The following is a 25,089-nucleotide window of genomic DNA, read 5'->3' on the forward strand; positions in this document are numbered from 1 at the left end:
GTCGCCGCTTTTCCGGACTAAAGCGTGGAAAAACCGTCCTAAAACCCGTCTTAGGATCCAAAGCACAGCTAAGTGTCTGATTTTAATGGTGCCCCCACACGGACTCGAACCGCGGACCTACTGATTACAAATCAGTTGCTCTACCAGCTGAGCTATAGGGGCACTGCGCGGCGACCTAGCATTGCGTTGTTGACTTGGCAATATGACAATTCGCTGTCGCCGGAAAAATTTGCGTCAGCGCGGCTTTAACCGCGCCAGCTGCGGATTGGACCGCAATCCATATGGACAAAGTTGGACCCGCGATAGCGACCCACACCACCAGCCCGGCAGGCGATCGCCGCGTTGGCCATCTGTTCCGTGCTGCGGCTGCGCAGGCGCAGATCAGCAGCCTGACCCCGCATGTGCAGCGAGTTGCGCGCCACACCGGATGACCGGCTGCGCAGCATCGCATTTGTCTTTGGGGACCGGTAGCCGGACAAAAGCAGATAGGGTTCGTCAGTGGCCATCAGGTTCAGGGATGCCGACATGATGTCGATGGTGCGCAAATCCATCTGGATCGCTTCACCTGTCCGCCAATCGCGCATGAAAATGTTAATCTCGCGCACCGCATCGGCGATGTAGTCGCCGTCAATCCAGTAGATCGTCTCGATCCGTTCACCCGTCCGACCCGAATGCATCGCGATCCGGCGGATATCGCCGGCACCGCGCAGGAAGCCTGCCGCATTGCTGTAAGTAGGCGCCGCTGCAACAGCTGTCGCGGCAAAAGCACCCAATAATCCACGCCGGGTCATGCCCGAGGAGTCATTTTTCATCATATTATGTAGCGCCTGTCCCGTCGCCCACTCTACTTTTCCGCTGTTTCGCGGATTTACACCATGCCCCCAGATGCAGGGGCCTTATGGCATATTTTGATTCGATCACCAAGAACTACTTAGCGCAATTTGCGTTAAATTCCTCACAATGAGCGAGATTCGGCGCAGGATTTCTCAAAATTTTGGCATCTGAGCAAAAGGAAGGCGGCGGTAAGGCAACACCGTCACACTCTTGCGGCATTACCGCGTCATTGTGAGTAGACTTCTGCAGGGTATGGATATTGATACTCTGGTATGTGGTCTGCATGCGCTAGGCTATGTCTGTTTTTGAGGGGGATCAATGTTGATGCGTGTTGCAAGTCTGCCAGTTTTTTCGTCCATGTCGCGCCTGATGGCTGTCATCATCGGGGTGGCGATGATTTTTGCGGCAGCCCCACAGGCGCAGGCCCAGGTGACCGAATTTCGCCAGGCGGTCGCGGAAGCAGCCGCTGCTGACGAGGATCTTGTTGCTTTCTACCGCGCCCGGAACTTCGAAGGGATCTGGAGCACGCGCGCCGATCGGGCACGCCGGAATGCCTTGTTGGCTGCCTTCACCGCGGCCGGCGACCACGGCCTGCCAGCGGCGGAATACGATCCGCAGGCGCTGATGGCGCAATTGCAGGCCGCGCAGACACCGCAGGCGCAGGGCCGTCTTGAGGTCGCGTTGAGCCGACTGTTTTTGCAATATGCCCGTGATGTCCAGACCGGCATTCTGGTGCCGTCACGTGTTGACAACAATATCAAGCGGCAGGTGCCTTATCGTGGCAGGCTTTCGACCATCCAGGCCTTTGCGCAATCAAGCCCTGCGGCTTTCCTGCGGTCCTTGCCGCCCGCATCACCGGAATATACACGCCTGATGCGTCAAAAAATGACGTTGGAGCAGACGCTGGCCGATGGCGGCTGGGGGGCAACTGTTCCGGGAAACAAGCTTGAGCGCGGCCAAAGCGGTCCGGCGGTTGTTGCGTTGCGCAATCGTCTGATTGCAAAGGGTTTCCTTGGCCGCACCAATACACAGACCTATGACGATGCGATCACCGCAGCGGTGCAGCGGTTTCAGGCGGCGCACGGTCTGGCCATTGATGGCACTGCCGGTCCGGGTACGCTGAGCGAGATCAATCGTGGCCCCGAAGACCGGCTGCAAGCCGTCATCGTTGCGATGGAGCGCGAGCGCTGGATCAACCGGCCGCGCGGCGAGCGTCATATCTGGGTGAACCTGACTGATTTCACCGCCAAGATTATCGACAATGATACTGTCACCTTCGAAACCCGCTCTGTGATCGGGGCCAAGCAGGATGATCGGGTCAGCCCTGAATTTTCTGACGTCATGGAATTCATGGTCATCAACCCAAGCTGGTATGTTCCCCGTTCGATTGTGACCAAAGAATTCCTGCCACAGCTACAGCGTAACCCCAATGCGGTCAGCCAGCTGGAAATCACCGATCGCAGCGGGCGGCGGGTCAACCGGGGCGCGGTTGATTTCTCGCAATATAACGCCTCGACCTTTCCGTTTTCGATGCGTCAGCCACCAAGCCGGGGCAATGCCCTGGGTCTGGTGAAATTCATGTTCCCGAACCGCTACAACATCTATCTGCATGACACGCCAGCCAAGAGCCTGTTTGGGCGCGAGGTGCGTGCATTCAGCCATGGCTGTATCCGGTTGAACGACCCGTTTGATTTCGCGCATGAACTACTGTCCAAGCAGGTTGGCAACCCGGCTGAGTTCTTTCAGGCCAAGCTGCGCACCGGACGCGAGCAGCGGGTCGATCTCGCTGCACCTGTGCCGGTCCATCTTGTCTACCGGACAGCGTTCACGCAGGCCGATGGGCAGATGCAGTATCGCCGCGACGTCTATGGGCGCGATGCCCGGATCTGGAATGCGCTGGCCCGTGAAGGGGTGGCGATCCGCGCTGTTCGCGGTTAAGTCAGAACCCTGGGCGCAGACCGGGGGAGTTCATGGCATATTCCATCGCAGAAATCGCAGCGGCGCTGGGGGCAGAGGCCTTGGGCGCTGTTGACATGCGGGTTGATGGGGCATCAGAACCTGCCGCCGCCGGACCGTCCGATCTTGCCCTTGCCATGAGCCCGGCCTATGGGCCCGCGATTGCCGAAGGCCGCGCCAAGGCTGCCGTTATCTGGCCCGATGCAGACTGGCAGGCCATGGGGCTTGAGGCCGCAATTATTGCACCGCGCGCGCGGCTTGCCATGGCGGGCCTGACGCAAATGCTGGACAAACCGCTGCCCGGCCACGGGATATCCCCACAGGCGCATGTCGACCCAACCGCCCGGATCGGGGCGGATGTGCATATCGGCCCGTTCACGGTGATCGGGCCTGATGCGGATATCGGCGCGGGCACCTGGATTGCGGATCATGTGAGCATTGCTGGGGGCGTCACGGTCGGCACGGGTTGCGTTCTGCATGCCGGTGTCCGCCTGCAGCGGCATGTACGCCTTGGCGCACGGGTTATCCTGCAGCCCAATGTGGCGATTGGCGGCGATGGATTTTCCTTTGTCAGCGCGGCCCCCTCGAATGTTGAGCTGGCGCGCGAGACATTGGGCGAGGCCGCGTTGGCACCCCCAGAGGACCCGACCTGGCACCGGATACACGCTCTCGGCGGGGCCGAGATTGGCGATGATGTGGAAATCGGTGCGAATTCCACGGTCGATGCAGGAACTGTGCGGCCGACGCGGGTCGGCATGGGGACCAAGATAGATAACCTGGTGCAGGTCGGACATAATGTTGTGGTCGGCGACCATTGCCTTTTATGCGCGCAGGCGGGGGTCGCAGGCTCGACCATTGTGGGCGACAGGGTTGTTGTGGGCGGCAAGGCGGGCATTGCAGACAATCTGCAGGTTGGTGATGACGTGGTCCTTGGCGGCGGCACGATTGTCTTGTCGAACGTGCCACAGGGCAGGGTGATGATGGGTTATCCGGCGACGCGGATGAAAACCCATATCGACAGCTACAAGGCGCTGCGCCGGCTGCCACGGCTGCTGCAAAGGCTCTCAAAAGGTTAAGTATCTGTTTCAATCCGCTGCCAGAATGACTAAATCCTGCGCAGAATGAGAAAGGCCGAAACCGATGGATACCAAGGATCAGGTCGTGGCGATTATTGCCGATCAGGCAATGGTGGAACGCACCGATGTGAAGATGGATCACACGCTGGATGATCTTGGGATCGACAGCATGGGGCTGGTGGAATGCATCTTTGCCATAGAAGAGGCGTTTGACATCACCGTTCCCTTCAATGCCAACGCCCCGACCGAGAGCGAATTTGACATCTCGTCCGTCGCGGCAATCGTCAAGGCGGTTGAAAGCTTGATGGCGCAACAGGGGGCCTGAATGAACCGCGTTGTGATTACCGGTGCAGGCACGATCAACCCGCTTGGTACCAATGTCAGCCAGACACTTGCGGCGATGCGCGAGGGGACCTGCGGCATTGGTCCGCTTGATATTGCGGATGTTGACCGGCTGTCGATCCAGATTGGCGGCCAGGTCAGAGATTATGATGAGTTTGCGCATTTCAACCGCCAGCAAATCGCCCTTTATGACCGGTTCACCCAGTTCACGCTTTTGGCCGCGCGCGAGGCGATTGGTCAGTCGGGGCTGACATTCTCGGGTGCTTTGGCGGATCAATCGGGCGTCGTGCTTGGCACGTCTGGCGGTGGCCTGAACACCCAGGACGAGAATTACCGCGCGGTCTACGAGGCCGGCAAAAACAGGGTGCATCCGTTTATCGTGCCCAAACTGATGAACAATGCCGCCGCAAGCCATGTGTCGATGGAATGGAACCTGCGGGGGCCGTCCTTTACGGTCGCAACGGCCTGCGCGTCGTCCAATCATGCCATGGGGCAGGCGTTCAACATGGTCCGCTGCGGGATGGCCAAGGTCATGGTCACCGGCGGATCCGAGGCGATGCTGTGCTTTGGCGGGATCAAGGCATGGGAGGGGCTGCGGGTCATGTCCAGGGATGGGTGCCGCCCATTCTCGGCCACACGCAACGGCATGGTGCAGGGCGAGGGGGCCGGTGTGTTCGTCTTTGAAGACTATGAGCATGCCAAGGCACGCGGCGCTGAAATCCTCTGCGAGGTCGCGGGTTTTGCCATGTCATCGGATGCGTCCGACATTGTGACCCCGTCAAAGCAGGGGGCGGCCCGGGCGATTTCAGGTGCGCTCAAAGACGCCCGGCTGAACCCCGAAGATGTGGCTTATATCAATGCGCACGGCACTGGCACTGCAGCCAATGACAAGACCGAATGCGCGGCGGTCGCGGATGTGTTCGGGCGGCACGCGGATCAGCTGATGATGTCATCGACAAAATCCATGCATGGGCATTTGATCGGCGGGACCGGCGCGGTCGAGCTGCTGGCCTGCTTGATGGCGGTGCGCGACGGGGTGGTTGCCCCGACAATTGGCTATGAAGAACCGGATCCGGAATGCGCGCTTGATGTGGTGCCCAATGTGGCGCGGGACGCAGCAGTGAATGTTGCACTTTCCAATGCATTTGCATTTGGTGGGCTGAACGCCGTGATTGCCCTGCGCAAACATTAAAGCGTCTTAGTTTTAATCCGAGAGATCAGATCGAGGTAAGATGCCCATATCATCGGGCCTTGCGCGCATTCCGCAAAAAGCGATGGAACGGGCCGCATTGGGCGGCCCGACCCTTTCTGGCAACCCAATGGTTTATTCGATGGTGACGGTCCCGTCATAGGCGGCGGTGAAGCCGCTAAGCGACATCGTCAACAACACCTCTTCATCCGGGGCTGCAGCGGGAACCAGCCGCAGGGTGGCGCTTGCACCTGCTTTGAACTGGTTGACCTCGGCCAGGGTGAACCCGACACGGGCCACGCATCCAGCCGCGTTGCAGAATGTGAACGGATAGCGACGGGTGCTGCCGCCATCTACGGACAGGGTCAATTGCTGGGTCAACAGGGTCTCAAGCGGGACAACGATATTCGCGCCCGCAGCTGCGCGCCCACCTTCGGGAAGGCGGAAGATATTCACTTCGGCCACTTCATTGCCGGCATCGTCGCGCAGCAATTGGTAGAGATTGCAGGGTTCTGCCTGACCTTCGGGGGCTTTGACACAGCGCATCTGCCAATCGCCAAATTCGTTCAACACATATGTCTGACCAACCTGTGGCCCCACAGGTTCGCCAAGGTTCAGATCTGCACCGGGTTCCGGTTCTGCCTCCGTATCTGCCGCGGGTTGATCAGCCGGGGCTTCGGTTTCTTCCGTGGATGTGTCGGTGTCAGCCTCCTGCGCGTAACCGGCGAGCGGTTGGGCCAGAAGGGCGGCAAGAAAGATGATTGTCGATGTACTGCGCATGATAAACCTCTCACGTTCTTTTGGCAGGGCTTACCACGGGGATCAGGTGGTGTCAGCGGCAAAAAAACGTGATCCGGGCGGGAGGTTGCCGTGCGCGCGCTGACTCGATCCTTGCGCGCCGCGCACAAAAAAAGGGTCCCTAAAGACCCTTTTTCATGTTCTCCCTGTCGGACTTGGCCGACTAATTGGCGTAACGCTACGCAATGGCCCCGTGTGCGTCAACCGGAAAGCTGCCAAAAAAATGAGATAAATGCGTAGCCCTACGTAAAAAAAGCCGTGCCCGGAGGCACGGCAAGTCTAACAGGGAGGAAGTCTGTGATCATCAGCCGGGAGGGGCTTCGATCACAGCGATTAGTCTGGCGCAAAAGAGTTAAGAATGTATTTTGATTTCAAATAAATTGAACTGAAGGGACGTTCATTCATGGCCGATCACATTTTCATTGGTGGTGGCGGGGCCGGTTATGCGGCACCCCAGGTGTTGTTGCTTGATAAGGCCAACCGGCACGGGCTGATTGCTGGCGCAACCGGCACCGGCAAGACGGTCACGTTGCAGATCATGGCCGAAGGGTTTTCGGCCGCTGGCGTTCCGGTGTTTTTGTCAGACATCAAGGGCGACCTGTCCGGGCTTGCGGCTGCGGGTTCTGCCGATTTCAAACTGCATGAACCATTCATGAAACGGGCCGAGACGATTGGGCTTGATCTGCAATATGACAAGTTCCCGGTCACCTTCTGGGATTTGTTTGGGGAACAGGGGCATCCGATCCGGGCTACCGTGGCCGAGATGGGCCCGCTTTTGCTCGCCCGGCTGATGGAACTGACGGACGTACAGGAAGGTGTGCTCAACGTGGCCTTCCGGGTTGCGGATGAAGAGGGGCTGCCGCTTCTGGATCTCAAGGACCTGCAGGCGCTGCTGGTCTGGGTCGGGCAGAATGCAAAGGAATTGTCCCTGCGGTATGGCAATGTAGCGTCGTCCTCGGTCGGGGCGATCCAGCGCCAGCTGCTGGTGCTTGAAAACCAGGGGGGCGCGGCGCTGTTTGGCGAACCCGCCCTTGATCTGGCGGATATGATGCGCACAAGCGAGGGCAGGGGCGAGATCAATATCCTTGCCGCTGACAAGCTGATGGGCAGTCCGCGTCTCTATGCGACTTTCCTGTTGTGGCTGCTGTCAGAGCTGTTCGAAGAACTTCCCGAGGTTGGAAACCCCGACAAACCCAAGCTGGTTTTCTTCTTTGACGAGGCGCATCTGTTGTTTGACGACGCCCCCAAGGCGTTGGTCGACAAGGTTGAACAGGTGGCCCGGCTGATCCGGTCCAAAGGGGTCGGCGTTTATTTTGTCACCCAGAACCCTGGCGACATTCCCGAAGACGTGCTGGGCCAGTTGGGCAACCGCGTGCAGCATGCGTTGCGCGCGTTTACCGCCAAGGACCGCAAAGAGCTGAAAACAGCCGCCGAGACCTATCGCGACAATGATGCCTTCGATACCGCCGAGGCCATCCAGGAGGTCGGTACGGGCGAGGCTGTCACCTCGTTCCTCGATGGCAAAGGCATTCCGATGGTGGTGGAAAGAACGTTGATCCGTCCCCCATCCTCGCAATTGGGGCCAATTACAGCGACGGCGCGGCAGGCGATCATGCAGGCCTCTGACATGGCGGGCAAATATGATACCGCCATTGACCGCGAAAGCGCGTTCGAGATGTTGGCTGCCCGCGCCGCCGCCGCAGCCGAGGCTGCGGAAGTTGCCGAAGCTGCCGAGGCGGTGCTGGAAGAGAAAGAGCGCGAATTCAAAGCCGCCCGCCGCTACAAAAGTGAAGGGCGCAGCCGGTCCACATCACGCCGGTCCTCATCCCGATCATCGGGAAGCAGCTTTGGCGGCGCACTGGCCTCTGTCGTGGCCAAGGAGCTGAAAGGAACAACCGGTCGCCGCCTCGTGCGCGGTATTCTGGGCAGTCTTTTCAAGGGCCGCTAGTGACGCTATTTGCAGTTGGGGTGCGGCCAGCACGTGGCCGCACCAAAGCGCCGGTCATTCGCCGATGGCAATCCCTTCGCGCCGCGGGTCGGCCCCGCCTTGAAGATCATCACCCACCGCGATCGCGTGCAGGCCTGAATTCAGGCCACGGATATTCACCTCGAACCCCAGTTCGGTCAGCGGTGCCTCAAACGCTGTGGCGTCGGTTCCTTCCTCGACGTCATAAGTGCCAAACCGGTTGACCAGATGCGGCATGGCCACGGCCTGTTGCACATCCATGCCCCAGTCCAGATGCGCGATGATTGCTGTCGCGACATAGCCGATGATCCGGCTGCCGCCCGGGCTGCCGATCACAAGGGCCGGTTCGCCATCCTGCGTCACGATTGTGGGCGACATGGACGACCGGGGCCGCTTGCCCGGCTCAATCCGGTTTGCAATCGGGTAGCCATCATTGTGGGTGGCAAAGGAAAAATCCGTCAGCTCGTTATTCAAAAGAAAGCCCCGAACAAACAACCGGGACCCGAACCCGTTCTCGATTGTCGTCGTCATCGACAGGGCGTTGCCGTAGCTATCCACAATCGAGATATGCGAGGTCGAGGGAAACTCGATGCTTTGATCATCGCCCCATAGCTGCGCGTGGTCCCATTCCGGATTGCCGGCTGTCACCTCGGGCAGGGCTGCATCCGTGTTCAGCAAGGCCGCGCGTTCAGCCAGATAGCCGGGATCGACAAGGCCTGCCGTGGGCATTGGAACAAAGTCGCTATCGGCCATGTAGCGCCCGCGATCGGCAAAGGCGAGCCGCGAGGCATCGCCGATCAATCGCCATGTATCGGCATTTTCCTGATCAGAGATATCGTGGTTGTTCAGAACCCCGAGGATCTGCCCGACGGTCAGCGCCCCCGACGAGGGTGGGCCCATGCCGCAAACCTCGTAGCTGCGATAGGCCACGCAGACCGGGTCCCGTGCGACCACGTCATAAAGGGCAAGGTCGATTGTCGACAGAACGCCCGGATTGCCATCGGCGGTACGGACGGTGCGCACGATGTCTTCGGCGATGGGGCCGGTATAGAATGCATCCGTCCCGCCGGCTGCGATAGCGCGCAATGTGTCTGCATAATCCTGATTGACCAGCACGTCACCTGCGGCAAGGGCTGTCCCACCGGGAAAGAAATAATCCGCCGTGGCCGGAAAACGCTGCAACCGCTCGGCATCATTGGCGATTGATCCGGCCATGCGTGGGGAGACACTGAAACCTTCCTCGGCAAGCGTGATCGCTGGGGCGAGAAGTTCGGCCCAGTTTGTTTGCCCCCAGCGGCGATGTGCATCCTCCATCAGCTTGGGCGTGCCGGGGGTGCCAACGGAAAGGCCGCCCACAACCGCGTCGAAAAAGCCCAGACGCTCGCCATTTTCATCCTGAAACAGGGTCGGAGTGGCGGCAAGCGGCGCAGTCTCGCGCCCGTCAAGCGTGGTCATCTCGCCAGTGGTGGCATCGTACCAGACCAGAAATGCGCCGCCGCCAAGACCAGAGGATTGCGGCTCGACCAGACCAAGCACGGCCTGCACGGCGACCATCGCATCGGCGGCCGTGCCGCCGGCGGCCAACACCTCGGCACCGGCTTCAACTGCCAGCGGGTTGGCAGCCGCCACCATCCAGTCTTCGGCGATGACGGGGCGCCCGGCGGTCTTTTCGGCCATCGCATCAAGGGCCATCTGGGACAGGTCGGCAAAAGCGGCCTGTTCGGTGGCCTCTTCCGGGGTGACGGCATCTGCGGCCTGTTGCGCAGATATCGGGGTTGCCAGACCGGCCGCCAAAAGCCCGCAGGGTAATATGTGTCGAAATGTGATCATTGCCTTCACTCCCTCTGATTGTGGCCACAAGGTGACCTATGGGTAAGCAAAGGCAAATAGGCAAAGCGCCCTGACCCCTTTGTTTTTTAGGAAAATGCGAAATTTTGGACAGTTTCACAATGTGGCAGCGATTGTCACCTTTGCGGAAACCGGCAGAAACTTACCTTTGCCCAGCCACAATGCCGCTCGAATCCCAGTGTTTATTGGCATCATTGAAGAGTGTTTTTTATCCGTTGCGCTGCAGGCCAAGTTGTTCCCTTCACCAATGCAGTCGCAACACAACTGGGGAAATTGAACGATGGCACTACAATCTGGATTGTCTTCGCGCGCATTGCGTCAGGTCTTGTCACCAACCCGTCAGCTGGACGTTTTGAAACGCCAGCAGGTGTTGACGCAATCAAAAATGACCACCTCACTTGTCATGCAACTTCCGTCGCGCAGCGTGACGGTTTCGATCAGCCCCGGCAAACGGACCCTGCGCCTGGTCGCAATCTAGGGTCAGGACCCATTAATTCCATGCCGCCAGCGCAGATTTCACGAAATATCGGGGGTTCGGGACGCGCAGGCCATAGTTGCTCTACGGACAAGCGGCCCGCGCCGCTGAGATGAAGTGAAATCTGCGCCCGAAGGGTTTGGTTGATTTTGGCCGTGATCAGCGTTGCATCCCCTTGAAATAGAACCACTATTACGGCGGGGCTGCGCCTCGTCACGACCAAAATCAGTCAAACTGGCGGCGTGGAATTAATGGGTCCTGACCCTAGGCCCGTCTGCGCCGACCTGTCCTGGCGCGTCCTTCGCCTGGTTTGACCGGCGCGCGATTGAACTGAATCCAGGCCGACCCAGACGGGTCGTTATCCGTCAGGAAGTTCGCAGCCCGGATCGCCTCCATTTCCTTGCCGGCGCGTGGCTTGGTTGATCCCATCCCAAACAGGGTGACAAAGGCCTCATCATCCAGACCTTCGGGCAGGATGATCCCGGCAGCGGCGATTTCCGCTTTCTTTTCGGCAATCTTCTTTGGGCCAACCGGCAAGGCCACCGGGTTCATGATTGCCGATGTCATTCCGGCAGCCATCGCCATCGGCAGGAAGGCATTGTTGATCCCGTGCCGGTTGGGCAGGCCAAAGCTGATATTGGATGCGCCACAGGTCGTATTGACCCCCAATTCATCCCGCAGGCGGCGCACAAGCGTAAAGACCTGCAATCCGGCCGTTGCCATGGCCCCAACCGGCATCACCAGCGGATCAACCACGATATCATGAGCAGGGATGCCGAAATCGGCCGCCCGTTCGACGATTTTCTTGGCCACTGCAAAGCGCACATCGGGATCTTCGGAAATGCCGGTATCATCGTTTGAGATCGCGACAACGGGCACATTGTATTTCTTGACCAATGGCAGGACCAGTTCCAGCCGTTCTTCCTCGCCCGTGACCGAATTCAGCAGCGGGCGCCCTTCGGCCGCGGCCAACCCGTTTTCAAGCGCACCCGGCACCGAACTGTCAATGCAAAGCGGGATATCGACGATGGCCTGAACGCGTTCGACAAGTTCCTTCATCAAGGGTGGCTCGACAAAGTTATTGTCCGCATAGCGCGGGTCTTCGGCCATCTTGTTGGAAAAGACCGCGCCGGAATTCACATCAAGAACATTTGCACCAGCAGCAGCCTGCGCAATCGCATCAGCCTCGACCCGGCTGAAATCGCCGCGTTCAAGCTCTTCGGCGAGGATTTTGCGCCCGGTGGGGTTGATCCGCTCACCAATTACGCAAAAGGGTTCGTCAAAGCCGATAATCGCGGTCTTCGTTTTGGATTCGACAATCGTCCGGGTCATGAATGGTCCTTAACTCTGCGCAGCAGGTATGGCGGATGCACCGCCGTTTTCGATGGCCCAATTGGCATTGGTCTTGATCCCGCCAAGGGGGAAGAAATGCACATGGGTGATGTTGAAATCAGGGTGCGCGGCCTTGTGGGCGGCAAGGCTGTTCAGCACCTCGGTGGGCTCGTAAGGCAGCAGCAGTTTGGTGACATCCATCGCGCGCTTTTGCAGCACCTTGAGCGACGGGCCAACACCACAGGCAATGGCGAACTTGATCAATGTCTGCAGCTTTGCAGGCCCCGCAATCCCAATATGGATCGGGATGGTGATCCCTGCATCTTTCAGCGCGTCTGCCCAGCGGATCAGGGGGGCTGCCTCGAACGCAAATTGCGTGGCCAGCGCCATCTGCGCATCGGTGCTGTCGGCAAAACGCTGTTTCCAGCGCAGCGCGTCCATGACGTTTTGGTCTGATCCATCAGGATCAATATCGCGGTTGCCTTCAGGGTGGCCCGCCACATGCAGCCGCTCAAAATCACCAAACAGCCCTGTGTCGAGCAACTGCATGGAGCTTTCAAATACGCCATGTGGTGCGTCGACGCCGCCTGCCAGCAGCAAGGCCTGATTGACATCGGCCTCGCCCTGATAGCGCGCGATCCAATCGGCAAGGGTCGCCTTGTCCTTGATGATGCGGGCGGGGAAATGCGGCATGACACGGTAGCCATCCGCAGCCAGACGGCTGGCGGTCGCGACCATATCGCCGATTGGGGTCCCTTCGATATGCGCGATATAGACCCGGGTTCCGGCCGGAAGCAGTTCGCGGAAATCGGCAATCTTCTCGGCGGTGCGGGGCATGACCTCGATCGAATAATCCTTGAGAAACGATACCAATGCCGTGTTGGGCGTATCATCCGCATTGGGCGCGCGTTTCAAAAAGGGCAATAGGGACATGACGATCTCCGAGAAGCGGGAAGGAATGTTGGGCGGTCTGGTCAAGCCCAGCCATCATTTGCAATCAGGGTCTTGATCCGGGCGGCATCATATTCGGCGTCAAGGCGGGCGGCCTCGGCGGCGGCAATTTCGGCCGGATCACCGTCAACAGAAACGGGGTCGGCTTTGCGAAAACCAGCCATGTAATCATCTGACTCTGCCGCGCCCGATTTCATCGCGGCCCTGTCGATGGCCTGTTCGAAACGTTCGGGCAGGGGCATTTTTGCGCCCTTGCGGCCACGCCCCACAATCACCTGTGCAGGCATATCGCGCCAGTAAACGATTGTGACCTCGGGCATGTGATTCCCCTTGTTGCGTTCTCTTCGGTTCTAACATTCGGTTTGCGTTTCCAATGTCGGTTTTCGACATCACGGCATCACGCAGCGACTCGGCCTTGCTAGCCGGTATCACATGCCGGGGATAGATCGCCGCGTCGTCATTATCCTCATATCCAAGATGCGGGATATTCAGGAACGTCACAGAACACTTGCGCGAACGATGATCGCACCCTAGCTTGGAGGTAACTCGAAATGGAGGGCGTAAGATGGCGCCCAAGCGTCCCAAAGGTGCGGGCGCGTTCCCAAAAGCGGTCGATACCCCCGCGCCAACTCCGCCCGATCCGGCGACGCTGTATGCGGCATTGGATCTGGGTACAAATAGCTGTCGGATGTTGATTGCCCAACCCAAGGGCAGTCAGTTCCACGTCGTTGACAGTTTTTCCAAGTCGGTCCAGCTGGGCCACGGATTGGAAAGCACCGGGCGTCTGTCGCGCGGATCCATGAACCGTACCATTTCGGCAATGCGTATCTGCCGCGAGAAACTGCGCCGTCACGGCGTCGAGCGGATGCGACTTGTCGCGACCGAGGCATGTCGCCGCGCGATTAATGGGGACCGGTTTATCAGCCAGGTGCGCAATGAGACCGGGCTTGATCTTGAAATCATCAAGCCCGAGGAAGAGGCCCGGCTTGCGGTGATCTCTTGCGCGCCGCTGGTCAGCGTGAATACCGAGCAATTGCTGGTGGTGGATATTGGTGGCGGGTCCACCGAACTGGTCTGGATCGACCTGACACATGTGCCCAAACGCGAGCGGCCGCGCGCGATCATGCGGCTTCATGCCGGTTTCAAATCCGATCCGGGGCCATTTGCAGCCGCCAAGGTGGTTGACTGGATTTCCGTCCCGCTTGGGGTTGCCACCCTGCGCGACCAGTTTTCGGATGTCGAAGATGACGCCGCCCGCTTTGCATTGATGAGCTGGTTTTTTGAAGAAAACCTCGAGGCCTTCGCCCCATCAACCGAGGAACAATCGCGCGAGGGGTTCCAGATTATCGGGACCAGCGGGACTGTCACGACAGTTGCCGCAAGCCATCTGGGCCTGAAACGATATGACCGCACCAAGGTCGACGGGTTGCGCATGACATCGGATCAGATTGACACGGTCATTCGTGACTATCTGTCGCTTGGCCCTGCGGGGCGTCGGGCGGACCCGCGCATTGGCAAAGACAGACAGGCGCTGATCATGTCAGGCTCTGCCATTTTGCAGGCGCTGATGCGGCTTTGGCCCACTGACAGGCTGTCTGTTGCGGATCGGGGGCTGCGTGAAGGGTTGCTTTATGCGCAGATGTCGGCAGATGGGGTCTTGGAAGACACGCCATTTTAGGGGTAAGCCGCGCCATGGCCAAGAAAACCACCAAGAACACCTCTGGACGGGGACAGCGCGACCTGACCGTCAAGGTCAAGACGGCGCGCGGCCGCAAGCTTAGCTCGACCAAATGGCTGCAACGGCAATTGAATGATCCCTATGTCAAGCGCGCCAAGGCAGACGGATACCGGGGCAGGGCGGCCTACAAGATACTGGAACTTGACGACAAGTACCGCTTTTTGGTGCCGGGCGCCCGGATCGTGGACCTTGGATGCGCGCCGGGCGGCTGGTGTCAGGTTGCGGTCAAACGGGTGAACGCGCTGGGCGAGCGGACAAGCAAGGCGCAAGGGTCTGTGCTGGGCATCGACCTGCAAGAGGTCGAGCCGATTGCCGGCGCCGAGATCTATCAGTTGGACTTTATGGAAGATGACGCCGACCAAAAGGTGCGCGACTGGCTGAATGGGCCAGCCGACGTGGTCATGTCCGACATGGCGGCCTCTGCCTCGGGCCACAAGCAGACGGATCATTTGCGCATCATCGCGCTGTGCGAGGCTGCTGCCTATTTCGCCTTTGATGTGCTGGAAGAGGGCGGCACATTTGTGGCCAAGGTTCTGGCCGGCGGTGCCGAAGGGGATCTGCAGAAGCTGTTGAAGCAGCGGTTCGCGAAAGTGGTCAACGTGAAACCGCCCGCGTCACGGTCGGACAGTTCAGAGAAGTTTGTCGTTGCGACCGGGTTTAAGGGCCGTGACTGTTAAGCGGGATCTGGCGTTGTTCTGAGAAACATCAACCGGCGTCGACTTCATCCAGGGTGCCGCAACAAGTTTGCTTTTGCCCCTGACGCAAGCGATCACATTCCAATGATTAAGCTGCGTTTGTCATAAACCCGTCCTTGAAAACGAGGGCGAGTTGCGCGGCCGCATCAATATCTTTAGGCGCGCCCAAACGCATCCATCGCACCATCGCCCCCTCGACCATGCCATGCGCGATCGCGGCCATCATGTGGGGGTCCCCCTGATGACTGGCCCCGACATTCATGGCTTCGGTATACATGATGCGGATCTGGTTTTGAATCCGGTCCCCCGGCAACGACCCGTCGGTAAACACAATGTCAGTTGTCATATTGAGCAACTTTAGAAGATCAAGGTTATCCTCGGCGACCTCGAAAAGACCGTAGCACATCCGCTCAATCCGCTCTGCATATGTACCGTCGCACGCCCAATCAGATGCCATTCGTGTGACAAATGCGTCTTCGACACCTTCCAACATCGCCCGGAGCAACGTCAGTTTCGTGTCGTGAAACCGATAGACGGTGCCCACCGCGATGCCCGCTTCCCTTGCGATCTTTGCAATCGAAACATTTTCATAGCCATGGTCCGTAAACAGCCGCGCGGCCGCTTCGTAGATAGCGGTGCGTTTACTGTCCGGGTCACGTGTCCGCTTGGCACGGGTGAGGTTCTGATTTTTCATAAATGAATAGTATTCATTACGGTTGACAGCGCAAGAGCGTTTGCTCACATACGGCTAATGAATGCAATTCACTAACTGTGAGTCGTCCGCGTCTACGCAGACCTTCAAAGGGCCCAAGGCAATGAAACAAGCAATCTACAGAACACATGGCAAAGCAGATCAGGTCGTTGAACTGATCGAACTGGACCCTCAGCCGCTTGAACGCGGACAAACGCGCCTCAAGATTTTGCGCGCACCAATCAATCCATCCGACATCCTGCAAATCGCCGGAAACTACGGGTCACAGCCCGCTTTGCCTGCGCAAATCGGTTTGGAAGGGGTTGGTGAAGTGATGGAGGTGCATGGCCCAGGGCTTGGTATCGGGACACGGGTCATTGTACCGAATCCGCCCGGTGCTTGGGCCACTGAAAAGACAGTACCAAGCGCCGGGCTTGTGCCGCTTCCGGATGCTGATCTTGACCAACTGGCCATGTTGATTGTCAATCCTGCAACCGCCTATCTTCTCCTGACTAAATTTGTGGATCTGGTCGAAGGCGACTGGATTATTCAATCTGCTGCGACCTCTGCGGTGGGGCAGATGGTCACACAACTTGCCAAGGCCCGCGGCGTGCGGATCGCCTCGGTGGTGCGTCGCAGCAGTGCCATTGAAGCCGTGAAAACTGCCGGTGCTGACGCCGTGCTTCTGGACGGTCCCGATCTGACACAACAGGTTACCAAAGAACTTGATCAAGCACCTGTATTGGCCATTGATGCCGTGGCCGGCGAAACCTTTGGCAGGTTGATCGGCTGTTTGCAGGACTCTGGCACAATTGTTCTGTTTGGGAACCTGTCAGGTCAAGACACATATGTGCCGGATCAGACTGTCATCTTCCGGGATATCAAGATGCGGGGCTTTTGGCTGACGCAGTGGCTGCAGACGACTTCGCCAAAAGACATTGGCCGTGTTTTCGGCGAGCTCACAACGCTGGTTGCGATGGGGCAACTCCATTCCCCGGTTGCGCGTGTTTATCCACTTGAGGACATACATAAAGCCTTGTCCCACGCTATGCGAGACAACCGCGCAGGCAAGGTCCTGCTGGCGCCAAACGGGCTTTAGGCCGTTCAGTCAAAATCGTCTCCGGCTTCTTATAGTTTTGGTCAGTTTTGTGACGTGAAGTTCCAACATGTCTGACTGTAGACATGTTCAATGATCGTACGGTTTGATTTACGCCCAGAGCGCTGAATCCTGCGCGTCGTGTCCACAAATGCGTCGCCTTGCGTTCCAAGAATCCGTCCGCACCGAAACCGCAGACCCAACGATCATCGCCCGCTGGACTCCTGCAGATATGCAGTTCAACATCAGCATGGATGGCATCTGTTCCATCGCAAGCAAACAACAGCAGCACAAGGTGTGCGGCAGGCGCCACGATGAAGGTGCCCGCAAATATAGGGATTTTTGATATGGATCGTCGTTCTTTTCTAAAGAATTCGGCATTGGCAGGCGGTACAGCCGCGGCAACCACATTGGCGGCGCCAGCCTATGCGCAGGGCAACCGGACGCTGACACTTGTGACAACCTGGGGGCGTGGCCTTGCGGGTGTTCATGATGCGGCCCAGCGGACCGCCGACAAAATCACGGCAATGTCGGATGGGGCGCTGACGATTGATCTGAAGGCCGCCGGCGAGCTCGTCGGCGCGTTTGAGGTTTTTGACGCGGTGACCTCTGGCCAGGCTGACATGTATCACGGTGCGGATTACTATTTTGGTGGCCAACATCCCGGTTTCAACTTCTTTACCGCCGTGCCATTTGGGATGACAACCCAAGAGCTGGCGAACTGGTATTATCACGGCGATGGTCGCGGGTTCCACGATGAGCTTGGGGAAATCTTTGGATTGAAGTCGTTTCTTGCGGGCTCTACCGGGGCGCAGGCCGGGGGCTGGTTTGCGAAAGAAATCAACGGCCCAGAAGATTTTCAGGGGCTAAAGTTCCGCATGCCGGGTCTGGGCGGCGAAGCGCTTGGAAAGCTTGGTGCGTCTGTACAAAACCTGCCCGGCTCGGAAGTCTATCAAGCGCTTGCCTCAGGGGCGATTGACGGGACGGAATGGATTGGCCCATGGGCTGATGAGAAAGCGGGCTTCCAGGAAATCACAAAATTCTACTACACAGCTGGCATGCACGAGCCAGGCTCGGGCCTGTCATTGGCGACAAATCTGGATGTGTGGGAAAGCCTGTCAACGGCGCATCAATCCATTATTGAATCTGCAGCCGGTGAGACGATGTACTGGAACCTGTCCCAGTTCATGTCTGAAAACGGTGCGGCACTTCAACGGCTGCAGGCCGGTGGCGTCAAAGTTCTCGAGTTTCCTGACAGTGTCTGGGATGCATTGGGCGTCGCGGCAACCGACACGATGAACCAATACGCGGGTGATGATCTGTATGACCGGATCCGGGCAAGCTACAACGCGTCCATGGCGGCATCATCGGGGTGGATCACGCAGTCAGAGGGCGCATACAGGGCACAACGTGACCGCGTGATGGGCTAAACCAATATGGACACCAAAATTTTTGGTGTCCAACATCACGGTGAGAGCTGCATTGCAGCTTTCACCGTGGCACATTCACTATTGCTGACATTTGCAGAAATGCTGCGAAGTGCGGCGCTTTGTCGGTGCCGCATAGGCCCGTCTTTTAGGTCAACGTCCGCCGCACGGCGTCCTGCCAGCCCGCATAACGGGCGCTGCGCAGGTTTTCGTCCATCTGTGGCGTAAACCGACGGTCCAACGCCCAATTGGCGGCAAAACCGGCCTGATCAGGATAGACACCCGCCTTCATCCCGGCCAGCCAGGCCACCCCCAGCGCGGTGGTTTCCAGCACTTTGGGGCGATCGACCGGCGCCCCGATAATATCGGACAGAAATTGCATGGCCCAGTCAGACGCGCTCATGCCGCCATCGACGCGCAGCACACCGTCAGCGCCGGATGACTTCCAGTCGCTTTTCATTGCCTCCAGCAAATCGCGGGTCTGGAAACCGACACTTTCGAGCGCCGCGCGCGCAAATTCAGCGGGTCCGGAATTGCGGGTCAGCCCGTAGATTGCACCCCGCGCCTCGGCATCCCAATAAGGGGCGCCCAAGCCGGTGAAGGCGGGAACAAGATACAGCTCTTGCCCCGCATCGGCGCTTTCTGCAAGTGGCTGGGTTTCCTTGGCTTCGCGGATAATCTTGATGCCGTCACGAAGCCATTGAACCACCGCACCGGCGATAAAAATCGACCCCTCCAACGCGTAGGTGGGTTTGCCGTCAAACTGATAGGCGATTGTGCCTAGCAGACGTTTCTGGCTTTCCACCAGCGTGTCGCCTGTATTGAGCAGGGCAAAGCAGCCTGTGCCATAGGTTGATTTCAACATGCCCGGTTCAAAGCAGGCCTGCCCAATGGTCGCGGCCTGCTGATCCCCAGCGACGCCGAGAATTGGCAATTCGCTGCCGAAAAGATCAGCCCGTGTAGTGCCGAAATCCGCAGCGCAATCCATCACCTCGGGCAGCATGGACAGCGGGATGCCAAAACGTTTGCAGATGGTCGTGCTCCACCTGCCTTTGCGAATATCATAAAGCATGGTGCGCGCGGCATTTGTGGCGTCGCATACATGCCGTTTGCCGCCGGTGAGCTTCCAGATCAGGTAGCTGTCGACCGTTCCAAACAGTAGATCGCCTGCCTCGGCCTTGGCTTGGGCGCCCTCAACCTTGCCCAGGATATGATGCACCTTGGTGCCGGAAAAATACGGATCGGCCAGCAGGCCCGTGCGATAGGTGATCTCGCGTTCGAACCCCTCGGCGCGCAATTCTTCGCAAAACGGGGCGGTACGCCTGTCCTGCCAGACGATGGCATTATGGATGGGCTTGCCGGTTGTCTTGTCCCAGATCAGGGTGGTTTCGCGCTGATTGGTGATGCCGATGGCTGCGATCTCTGACGCGGTGATACCTGCCTTTTCGATAGCACCCCGACATGTGGAGGCGACTGACGACCAGATATCGGACGGATCATGCTCTACCCAGCCCGATTGCGGGAAATGCTGGGTGAATTCCTCTTGTGCGGTGGCGACAACGCCCATCGCAGCGTCGAAAATGATCGCGCGGCTTGACGTTGTTCCCTGATCAATTGCCAGAATATATGTCATGGATGTTCCCCCCGATTGACGGCACAGATTACGCGAGTTTGGCGGCTTTTCAACCGGCCATGTAGCCTTCCAGCAGTGCCACCTGGTCTTCGTTCAGGCGCAACCCAAGCTTGCTGCGCCGCCAGATCACATCCTCGGCGGTGCGGGCATATTCGCGGCTCATCAGCCATTTGACCTCGGCCTCGGTCAGGGTCGCGCCGAAATCCATGCCAAGATCCTCGGCGCTTTTGGCAGACCCAAGGATCAGCTTGGCCTCGGTTCCGTATGCCTTGATCAGACGCAGTGCCCAGGCCGGGGTCAAAAACGGATATGCGGCCTGCAGATCGGTGACGAGCTGTTCTTTTTCGGCCACTTTGAAATCACCACCGGGCAGATGCGCGCCGGCAGTCCATGGATGGGTGCCACCCAGAAGCGGCGTCAGTTTCTTCAACGCATTCTCGGCCAGTTTGCGATAGGTCGTGATCTTTCCACCAAATATATTCAGTAGCGGTGGGCCATTTTCGTCCAATGACAACACATAATCGCGCGTCGCTGCAGTTGCAGACTTTGCCCCGTCATCATAAAGCGGGCGCACCCCTGAATAGGTCCAGACGATATCATCGCGGGTCACCGGTTTGGTGAAATATTGCGATGCGAAATTGCACAGGTAGTCTTGCTCGGCCTCGGTTGCATGCGGCTTTTCAGACAGGTCGGTATGTTCCTGATCAGTCGTCCCGATCAGGGTGAAATCCGTCTCGTAAGGGATTGCGAAAATGATCCGGCCGTCTTCGCCCTGAAAGAAATAGCTCTTGTCATGATCGAAGAGTTTCTTGGTCACGATATGGCTGCCGCGCACCAGCCGCACCCCTTCCGAAGAGTTCAGGCGCACAGCGTTGCGGATCACATCCTCGACCCACGGACCGCCAGCATTGATCAGCCCGCGCGCGGTATAGGTCGTCTGTTTGCCGTCCGCCTCGGCCACGATTTCCCAATGGTCGCCGGTTCGGGTCGCGCTGACCACTTTTGTGCGGGTCAGGATCCTGGCGCCGTGATCCTCGGCGTCACGGGCGTTCAGCACGACCAGCCGCGAATCCTCGATCCAGCAATCGGAATACTCGTATGCATGCTCAAACTTGTCTTTTAGCGGTTCCCCAACGGGTCGTTTTTTCAGGTCGACCACATGTGTCGCGGGCAAGATCTGCCGGCCACCCAGATTGTCATACATCAACAGACCCAGCCGGATCAGCCATGCAGGCCGGCGCCCTTTCATCCACGGCATTACCTTTGAGAGCAATTTGGACGTGGGGGTTTCGGTCTCGAACCGCATATCGGGGTGGTAGGGCAGCACGAAACGCATGGGCCAGCTGATATGTGGCATCGCCTTCAGCAGCACCTCGCGTTCGATCAAGGCCTTGCGGACCAGTCCAAATTCAAAGAACTCCAGATAGCGCAGGCCGCCGTGAAACAGCTTGGTCGAGGCCGACGACGTGGCAGAGCCAAGGTCCTTCATCTCGGCCAGCCCAACCTTCAGGCCCCGCCCGGCTGCGTCACGCGCAATGCCACAGCCATTGATGCCGCCGCCAATGATAAAGATGTCAAAATCTGTCTGCATGATATGCCCCCGTGCTTGGCTTGGCTGGTAGTATGCGCGCCAGGCTGCCGCAAGCCAACCGTACCGAACTATTCGCTTTGTAGCGAACGAACCCGCATCAGGCCCGCTATCGGCGCATTTTCCCGCATAGCAGCCCTTGCGAAATGTTCGCTATCGTCTCAAAACGAACATATGAGTACAAAGTTCCGGCACGATTGGATTCGCGCGCAAGCACGCAAAACCGGCAAAGTCACCGCAACCCACATCGCGGCAGAGCTGGGCGTGGCAGTGCAGACCATTCGCCGCGATCTGCGCGAGCTTTGCGCGGCTGGCCTGCTGGAACGGGTGCATGGCGGGGCGGTGTTGCCGTCGGGCGTACAGAATATCGGCTATGGTGACAGACGGGCCTCGAACCGCGAGGCCAAGCTCAGGATCGCCCGGCGCGCGGCGCGTCTGATCCCCGATGATGCCTCCCTGTTTCTGAATATCGGCACAACGACCGAGGCCGTGGCACATGCCCTGCATGCGCATAAAAACCTGATGGTTGTGACAAATAATCTGAACGTTGCCAATATATTGGCGGAAAACCCCAGCTGTGACGTCATCGTGGCCGGCGGTAGCCTGCGCCGCTCTGACGGTGGGCTGGTGGGTGATCTGGCTGCACTTGCGATTGATCGGTTCAAAGTGGATTTCGCGGTCATCGGCGCCTCGGCCGTTGATCCGGGGGAGCTGCTCGACTTTGACCCCGAAGAAATCCGCGTCAGTCAGCAGGTGATCAAGGCTGCAAGATCCACCATCCTTGTGGCCGACAGCACCAAGTTCAGCCGCAAGGCCCCCGTCAAGATCGCGTCTTTGGCGCAGGTCGATCATTTTGTCACTGACAGGGTGCCATCGGAGGCATTGATCAATCAGTGCAAGGACTGGGGAACGCAGATTGCGAGTGTCTAGTGTACGAAAGCCTTTAAGGAGCCCATTTTCACAAATGCTGCGTGGTGGACGAACGGCTCCTTCTGTTGAGTCACATACAACGTCTCAGTGTCGTATGCTGGCCACATGGATGTCGCTTGGAGCAAGTCTAGGTACTGACCTGTCGACCAAGAACTTTGTAACCTGACAATCGAGAGTAACTATTATATGGTTGATAAATAGGAGGAGTGTGTGTTTGAGAAAATACTTCACGGAGGGAACATAGCGGCAGCATTTACTGTTGTAGCAACTACCGCAGATTTAACTCTTGCGGCAGGGACCGCGACGGCATTGAGCGCAGCGCTATCCGGCACCGCCATTTACAAAGAATCGAATTCCGAGACAAAAGCATTGGCTAAGGAGATGGCCTTGCTGTTGAAAGCTACTCTATCGCGCATGCATCTAACTCAAGGGCGCAAACGCATCGTGACGCAGCTTATAAGCTTGTACCAATTCAGCGATAGTGACATAATTGAGTCAAATTTGGATGCCGCTACCCTTGCAGATACCTTGTGTGGACGTATAGCTAAAACTGCGGTTGATCCGGCACACAAAACAAGCCACGCATTGGAAGACTTCAGGTCGATAGTTCGCGCCATCCTCGAGCCTATTCTGAATGACGTAGAGGTAGTGGCGGACTTACAGCCATTGATTCAACGGGAATTGCTACTGCGGACGCAGAATACGGGTGCAGGAAACCGACTGCGGGACGCCGGGATCACAGAAGAGGCAATAGTCAATCTAGCGCAACGCTTTTCGACGAGCACAAGTGATGTTGGACAGGCGTGGCTTGACCTAAACGAAGCAGTGGAACGTGCAATTCAAATACAGAATAGTGATCATCCCGATTTTGATGACAACCATTCTGGCTCCGACGAACTCAAGAGAGCGTCGAAATACACTGCTGAGGGTCGCTATGGGGAAGCAATTTCTGAAATACTTGCTGTTCTCAACCTCGAGGAGGATTTGCACAACGAACGGAAAATTCAACTACTTGATCGCGCAATCGACCTTTCCCGCCTAGATTATCAACCTAAGTTAGCGGCTAAATACTTGGTAACCCAATTAACAATAGGTTGTCCCGAACCTGATTTGTTCGAAAAACTGCACACTTTGTGGAGGGACTGGTGGTTGCGTGGCCGTGATAAAGGATTGAACTTTGATACTAGGGTAGCGATACATCTCGCCGAAGAGAGTTTGGAATTGTCGCTTGAGGGCGAACAACGTGCTTCAGCACTCCGCGATTTAGGGAATGCCCTATATGTCGTTGGTGATCGAAAGAAGAACGTAGGGCAAATTGAAAAAGCCATTGATTCCTATAGAGCATCTTTGAATCAGCTTTCGAAACACGATGCTGGTCTGCAATACGCTTTGACCCGGGTTGACCTCGGGGCCGCTTTACAGTCGCTAGGTGCGCTCAAATTCTTGGATGGTATACCCTACTTGGAGGATTCAATTCTTGAAACTGAGGGGGCACTTAGTGAACTTGCATTGAGAACTGTTCCGTTGGAGTGGGCCGGTGCCCAAAACAACTTAGGCAACGCGCGGATGTCGGTCGGCCAAATTACTTCTGACATCAACCAGCTCAATAGTGCTATAGCTGCATTCAATGCTGCGTTAACCGAATGGGTTCGCAAAGAGACTCCGAGAAGATGGGCTTTGGCTCAAGCAAACATAGGTTCGGCTTGGGGGTATATCGGCTTCTTAGAAAGTGGATGTAGTAGCCTGCGAAAGTCAGTTGACGCATTCGAGTTGGCGCTTAAAGAACTTTGTCGTCAAGACCAGCCAGTACTCTGGGCAAGAACAAAACAAAGTTTGGGGCAAGTTCGTCTGACGTTTGGGCGACGTGAATGTGATAGCGAACATATTTTGCTGGCACTCAAAGCCTTTGGTGAGGCGGCCGAAGAGATAGTGCTCGAAACGGCACCTTTGGACTGGGCCAGTATCCAAGCCGGGAAGGGCGATTGTTATTTGTTACTTTTTCGTCAAGACTCCAAGGCGGAGTGGCTAAAGAAAGCAATTTCATGCTTTGAGTATGCATTAGGGGGATTTTCCCTGGAAGAGATTCCGCTTCAGCATGCAGTGCTACTGGGAAAGCTTGGTCAAGCAAAGCAATATTACTCCAGAAAGAGCCTCGAAATGAGATATCTAGACGAAGCAATTGAACATGCGCAGGCTGCACGTCACATTTTCCAGAAATACAATGATACTCAGAATTTTCGTTTAGCAGAGGAGCAGATTTCTGGACTCAAAAAACAAAGGGCACTAACGGCTTCGTATCATCCATTATCGAGCCCTCGAACGACCTCACCTGGGCGGCAGTCAGTGGAAGCAATGGAATTTGGAGTAGTGCCGGTAGCTCGAAACAGTGAGTGTCCGTGCGGTTCCGAAAAACGTTTCAAGCACTGTTGCGGGGCTCAATAAAACTAGCACAGTCTTGGAGAGATAGCGGCAAATATATGAGCGATGTTCATGATGGCTCTTCTCCACTTGCGGTCATTGGTGC

Annotated in this window: 22 protein-coding genes and 1 tRNA gene; 13 read left to right on the top strand and 10 right to left on the bottom strand. The window is 57.5% G+C overall.

What is annotated here, in order from left to right:
- Positions 1-86: 86 nt before the first annotated feature.
- Positions 87-162 (bottom strand) — tRNA-Thr (locus AABB31_RS02220).
- A gap of 83 nt (positions 163-245) precedes the next feature.
- Positions 246-815 (bottom strand): DUF882 domain-containing protein, encoded by a 570-nt coding sequence (locus AABB31_RS02225; protein ID WP_342076043.1) that lies wholly within the window; start codon positions 813-815, stop codon positions 246-248.
- Positions 816-1,152: 337 nt separating this feature from the next.
- Here AABB31_RS02225 and AABB31_RS02230 point away from each other — a divergent pair, with 337 nt between their 5' ends.
- From AABB31_RS02230 to AABB31_RS02245, 4 genes are all read left to right on the top strand, one after another.
- Positions 1,153-2,772 (top strand): murein L,D-transpeptidase, encoded by a 1,620-nt coding sequence (locus AABB31_RS02230; RefSeq protein ID WP_373635358.1) that lies wholly within the window; start codon positions 1,153-1,155, stop codon positions 2,770-2,772.
- Positions 2,773-2,804: 32 nt separating this feature from the next.
- Positions 2,805-3,866 (top strand): UDP-3-O-(3-hydroxymyristoyl)glucosamine N-acyltransferase, encoded by a 1,062-nt coding sequence (locus AABB31_RS02235; protein ID WP_342076042.1) that lies wholly within the window; start codon positions 2,805-2,807, stop codon positions 3,864-3,866.
- 64 nt (positions 3,867-3,930) lie between these two features.
- Positions 3,931-4,191 (top strand): acyl carrier protein, encoded by a 261-nt coding sequence (locus AABB31_RS02240; RefSeq protein ID WP_342076041.1) that lies wholly within the window; start codon positions 3,931-3,933, stop codon positions 4,189-4,191.
- Positions 4,192-5,400, top strand: coding sequence for a beta-ketoacyl-[acyl-carrier-protein] synthase family protein (locus AABB31_RS02245; RefSeq protein ID WP_342076040.1), 1,209 nt, complete (start codon positions 4,192-4,194; stop codon positions 5,398-5,400).
- A gap of 132 nt (positions 5,401-5,532) precedes the next feature.
- On the opposite strand, the gene AABB31_RS02250 is transcribed toward AABB31_RS02245, so the two are convergent.
- Positions 5,533-6,177: an invasion associated locus B family protein gene (locus AABB31_RS02250; RefSeq protein ID WP_342076039.1), complete on the bottom strand. Its 645-nt coding sequence runs from the start codon at positions 6,175-6,177 to the stop codon at positions 5,533-5,535.
- A gap of 421 nt (positions 6,178-6,598) precedes the next feature.
- Here AABB31_RS02250 and AABB31_RS02255 point away from each other — a divergent pair, with 421 nt between their 5' ends.
- On the top strand, positions 6,599-8,143 hold the full coding sequence (locus AABB31_RS02255) for a helicase HerA-like domain-containing protein (protein WP_342076038.1): 1,545 nt from the start codon (positions 6,599-6,601) through the stop codon (positions 8,141-8,143).
- A gap of 54 nt (positions 8,144-8,197) precedes the next feature.
- Here the strand turns inward: AABB31_RS02255 and ggt are convergent, their stop codons facing one another.
- Positions 8,198-9,991 (bottom strand): gamma-glutamyltransferase, encoded by a 1,794-nt coding sequence (gene ggt / locus AABB31_RS02260; RefSeq protein ID WP_342076037.1) that lies wholly within the window; start codon positions 9,989-9,991, stop codon positions 8,198-8,200.
- Between the two features lie 94 nt (positions 9,992-10,085).
- On the opposite strand from ggt, the gene AABB31_RS02265 reads away from it, so the two are divergent.
- A complete protein-coding gene (locus AABB31_RS02265; protein ID WP_373635361.1) occupies positions 10,086-10,286 on the top strand; it encodes a hypothetical protein in 201 nt (66 codons plus the stop codon).
- 3 nt (positions 10,287-10,289) lie between these two features.
- Positions 10,290-10,487: a hypothetical protein gene (locus tag AABB31_RS02270; RefSeq protein ID WP_342076035.1), complete on the top strand. Its 198-nt coding sequence runs from the start codon at positions 10,290-10,292 to the stop codon at positions 10,485-10,487.
- Positions 10,488-10,748: 261 nt separating this feature from the next.
- Here the strand turns inward: AABB31_RS02270 and AABB31_RS02275 are convergent, their stop codons facing one another.
- The 3 genes from AABB31_RS02275 to AABB31_RS02285 are packed head-to-tail and all read right to left on the bottom strand — an operon-like array spanning position 10,749 to position 13,087.
- Complete coding sequence (locus tag AABB31_RS02275) at positions 10,749-11,816, bottom strand: dihydropteroate synthase (RefSeq protein ID WP_373635362.1); 1,068 nt, start codon at positions 11,814-11,816, stop codon at positions 10,749-10,751.
- Between the two features lie 9 nt (positions 11,817-11,825).
- Positions 11,826-12,749 carry a methylenetetrahydrofolate reductase gene (locus tag AABB31_RS02280; protein ID WP_342076034.1) on the bottom strand — a complete coding sequence of 308 codons (924 nt, stop codon included), beginning with the start codon at positions 12,747-12,749 and terminating at the stop codon, positions 11,826-11,828.
- A 41-nt stretch (positions 12,750-12,790) separates the two neighbouring features.
- Complete coding sequence (locus AABB31_RS02285) at positions 12,791-13,087, bottom strand: virulence factor (RefSeq protein WP_342076033.1); 297 nt, start codon at positions 13,085-13,087, stop codon at positions 12,791-12,793.
- Positions 13,088-13,332: 245 nt separating this feature from the next.
- Here AABB31_RS02285 and AABB31_RS02290 point away from each other — a divergent pair, with 245 nt between their 5' ends.
- Together AABB31_RS02290 and AABB31_RS02295 are read left to right on the top strand one after the other, a co-directional pair.
- Complete coding sequence (locus AABB31_RS02290) at positions 13,333-14,445, top strand: Ppx/GppA phosphatase family protein (protein ID WP_342076032.1); 1,113 nt, start codon at positions 13,333-13,335, stop codon at positions 14,443-14,445.
- Positions 14,446-14,459: 14 nt separating this feature from the next.
- A complete protein-coding gene (locus tag AABB31_RS02295; RefSeq protein WP_342076031.1) occupies positions 14,460-15,182 on the top strand; it encodes an RlmE family RNA methyltransferase in 723 nt (240 codons plus the stop codon).
- A 106-nt stretch (positions 15,183-15,288) separates the two neighbouring features.
- Here AABB31_RS02295 and AABB31_RS02300 read toward each other — a convergent pair whose 3' ends face one another.
- Positions 15,289-15,894 carry a TetR/AcrR family transcriptional regulator gene (locus tag AABB31_RS02300; RefSeq protein ID WP_342076030.1) on the bottom strand — a complete coding sequence of 202 codons (606 nt, stop codon included), beginning with the start codon at positions 15,892-15,894 and terminating at the stop codon, positions 15,289-15,291.
- 121 nt (positions 15,895-16,015) lie between these two features.
- On the opposite strand from AABB31_RS02300, the gene AABB31_RS02305 reads away from it, so the two are divergent.
- Together AABB31_RS02305 and AABB31_RS02310 are read left to right on the top strand one after the other, a co-directional pair.
- Positions 16,016-16,990 carry a zinc-dependent alcohol dehydrogenase family protein gene (locus AABB31_RS02305; protein WP_342076029.1) on the top strand — a complete coding sequence of 325 codons (975 nt, stop codon included), beginning with the start codon at positions 16,016-16,018 and terminating at the stop codon, positions 16,988-16,990.
- A gap of 344 nt (positions 16,991-17,334) precedes the next feature.
- Positions 17,335-18,417: a TRAP transporter substrate-binding protein gene (locus AABB31_RS02310; RefSeq protein ID WP_342076028.1), complete on the top strand. Its 1,083-nt coding sequence runs from the start codon at positions 17,335-17,337 to the stop codon at positions 18,415-18,417.
- A 145-nt stretch (positions 18,418-18,562) separates the two neighbouring features.
- Here the strand turns inward: AABB31_RS02310 and glpK are convergent, their stop codons facing one another.
- Both glpK and glpD read right to left on the bottom strand, forming a co-directional pair.
- Positions 18,563-20,047: a glycerol kinase GlpK gene (glpK, locus tag AABB31_RS02315; RefSeq protein WP_342076027.1), complete on the bottom strand. Its 1,485-nt coding sequence runs from the start codon at positions 20,045-20,047 to the stop codon at positions 18,563-18,565.
- A 49-nt stretch (positions 20,048-20,096) separates the two neighbouring features.
- On the bottom strand, positions 20,097-21,638 hold the full coding sequence (gene glpD, locus AABB31_RS02320; protein WP_342076026.1) for a glycerol-3-phosphate dehydrogenase: 1,542 nt from the start codon (positions 21,636-21,638) through the stop codon (positions 20,097-20,099).
- Positions 21,639-21,809: 171 nt separating this feature from the next.
- On the opposite strand from glpD, the gene AABB31_RS02325 reads away from it, so the two are divergent.
- Entirely contained in the window at positions 21,810-22,565 is a 756-nt protein-coding gene (locus AABB31_RS02325; protein ID WP_342076025.1) for a DeoR/GlpR family DNA-binding transcription regulator, read from the top strand.
- Positions 22,566-22,775: 210 nt separating this feature from the next.
- Positions 22,776-25,007: an SEC-C domain-containing protein gene (locus AABB31_RS02330; RefSeq protein WP_342076024.1), complete on the top strand. Its 2,232-nt coding sequence runs from the start codon at positions 22,776-22,778 to the stop codon at positions 25,005-25,007.
- Positions 25,008-25,089 lie beyond the last annotated feature (82 nt).

This window comes from Yoonia sp. SS1-5 (assembly GCF_038443705.2).
GTDB classification, from domain to species: domain Bacteria; phylum Pseudomonadota; class Alphaproteobacteria; order Rhodobacterales; family Rhodobacteraceae; genus Yoonia; species Yoonia rhodophyticola.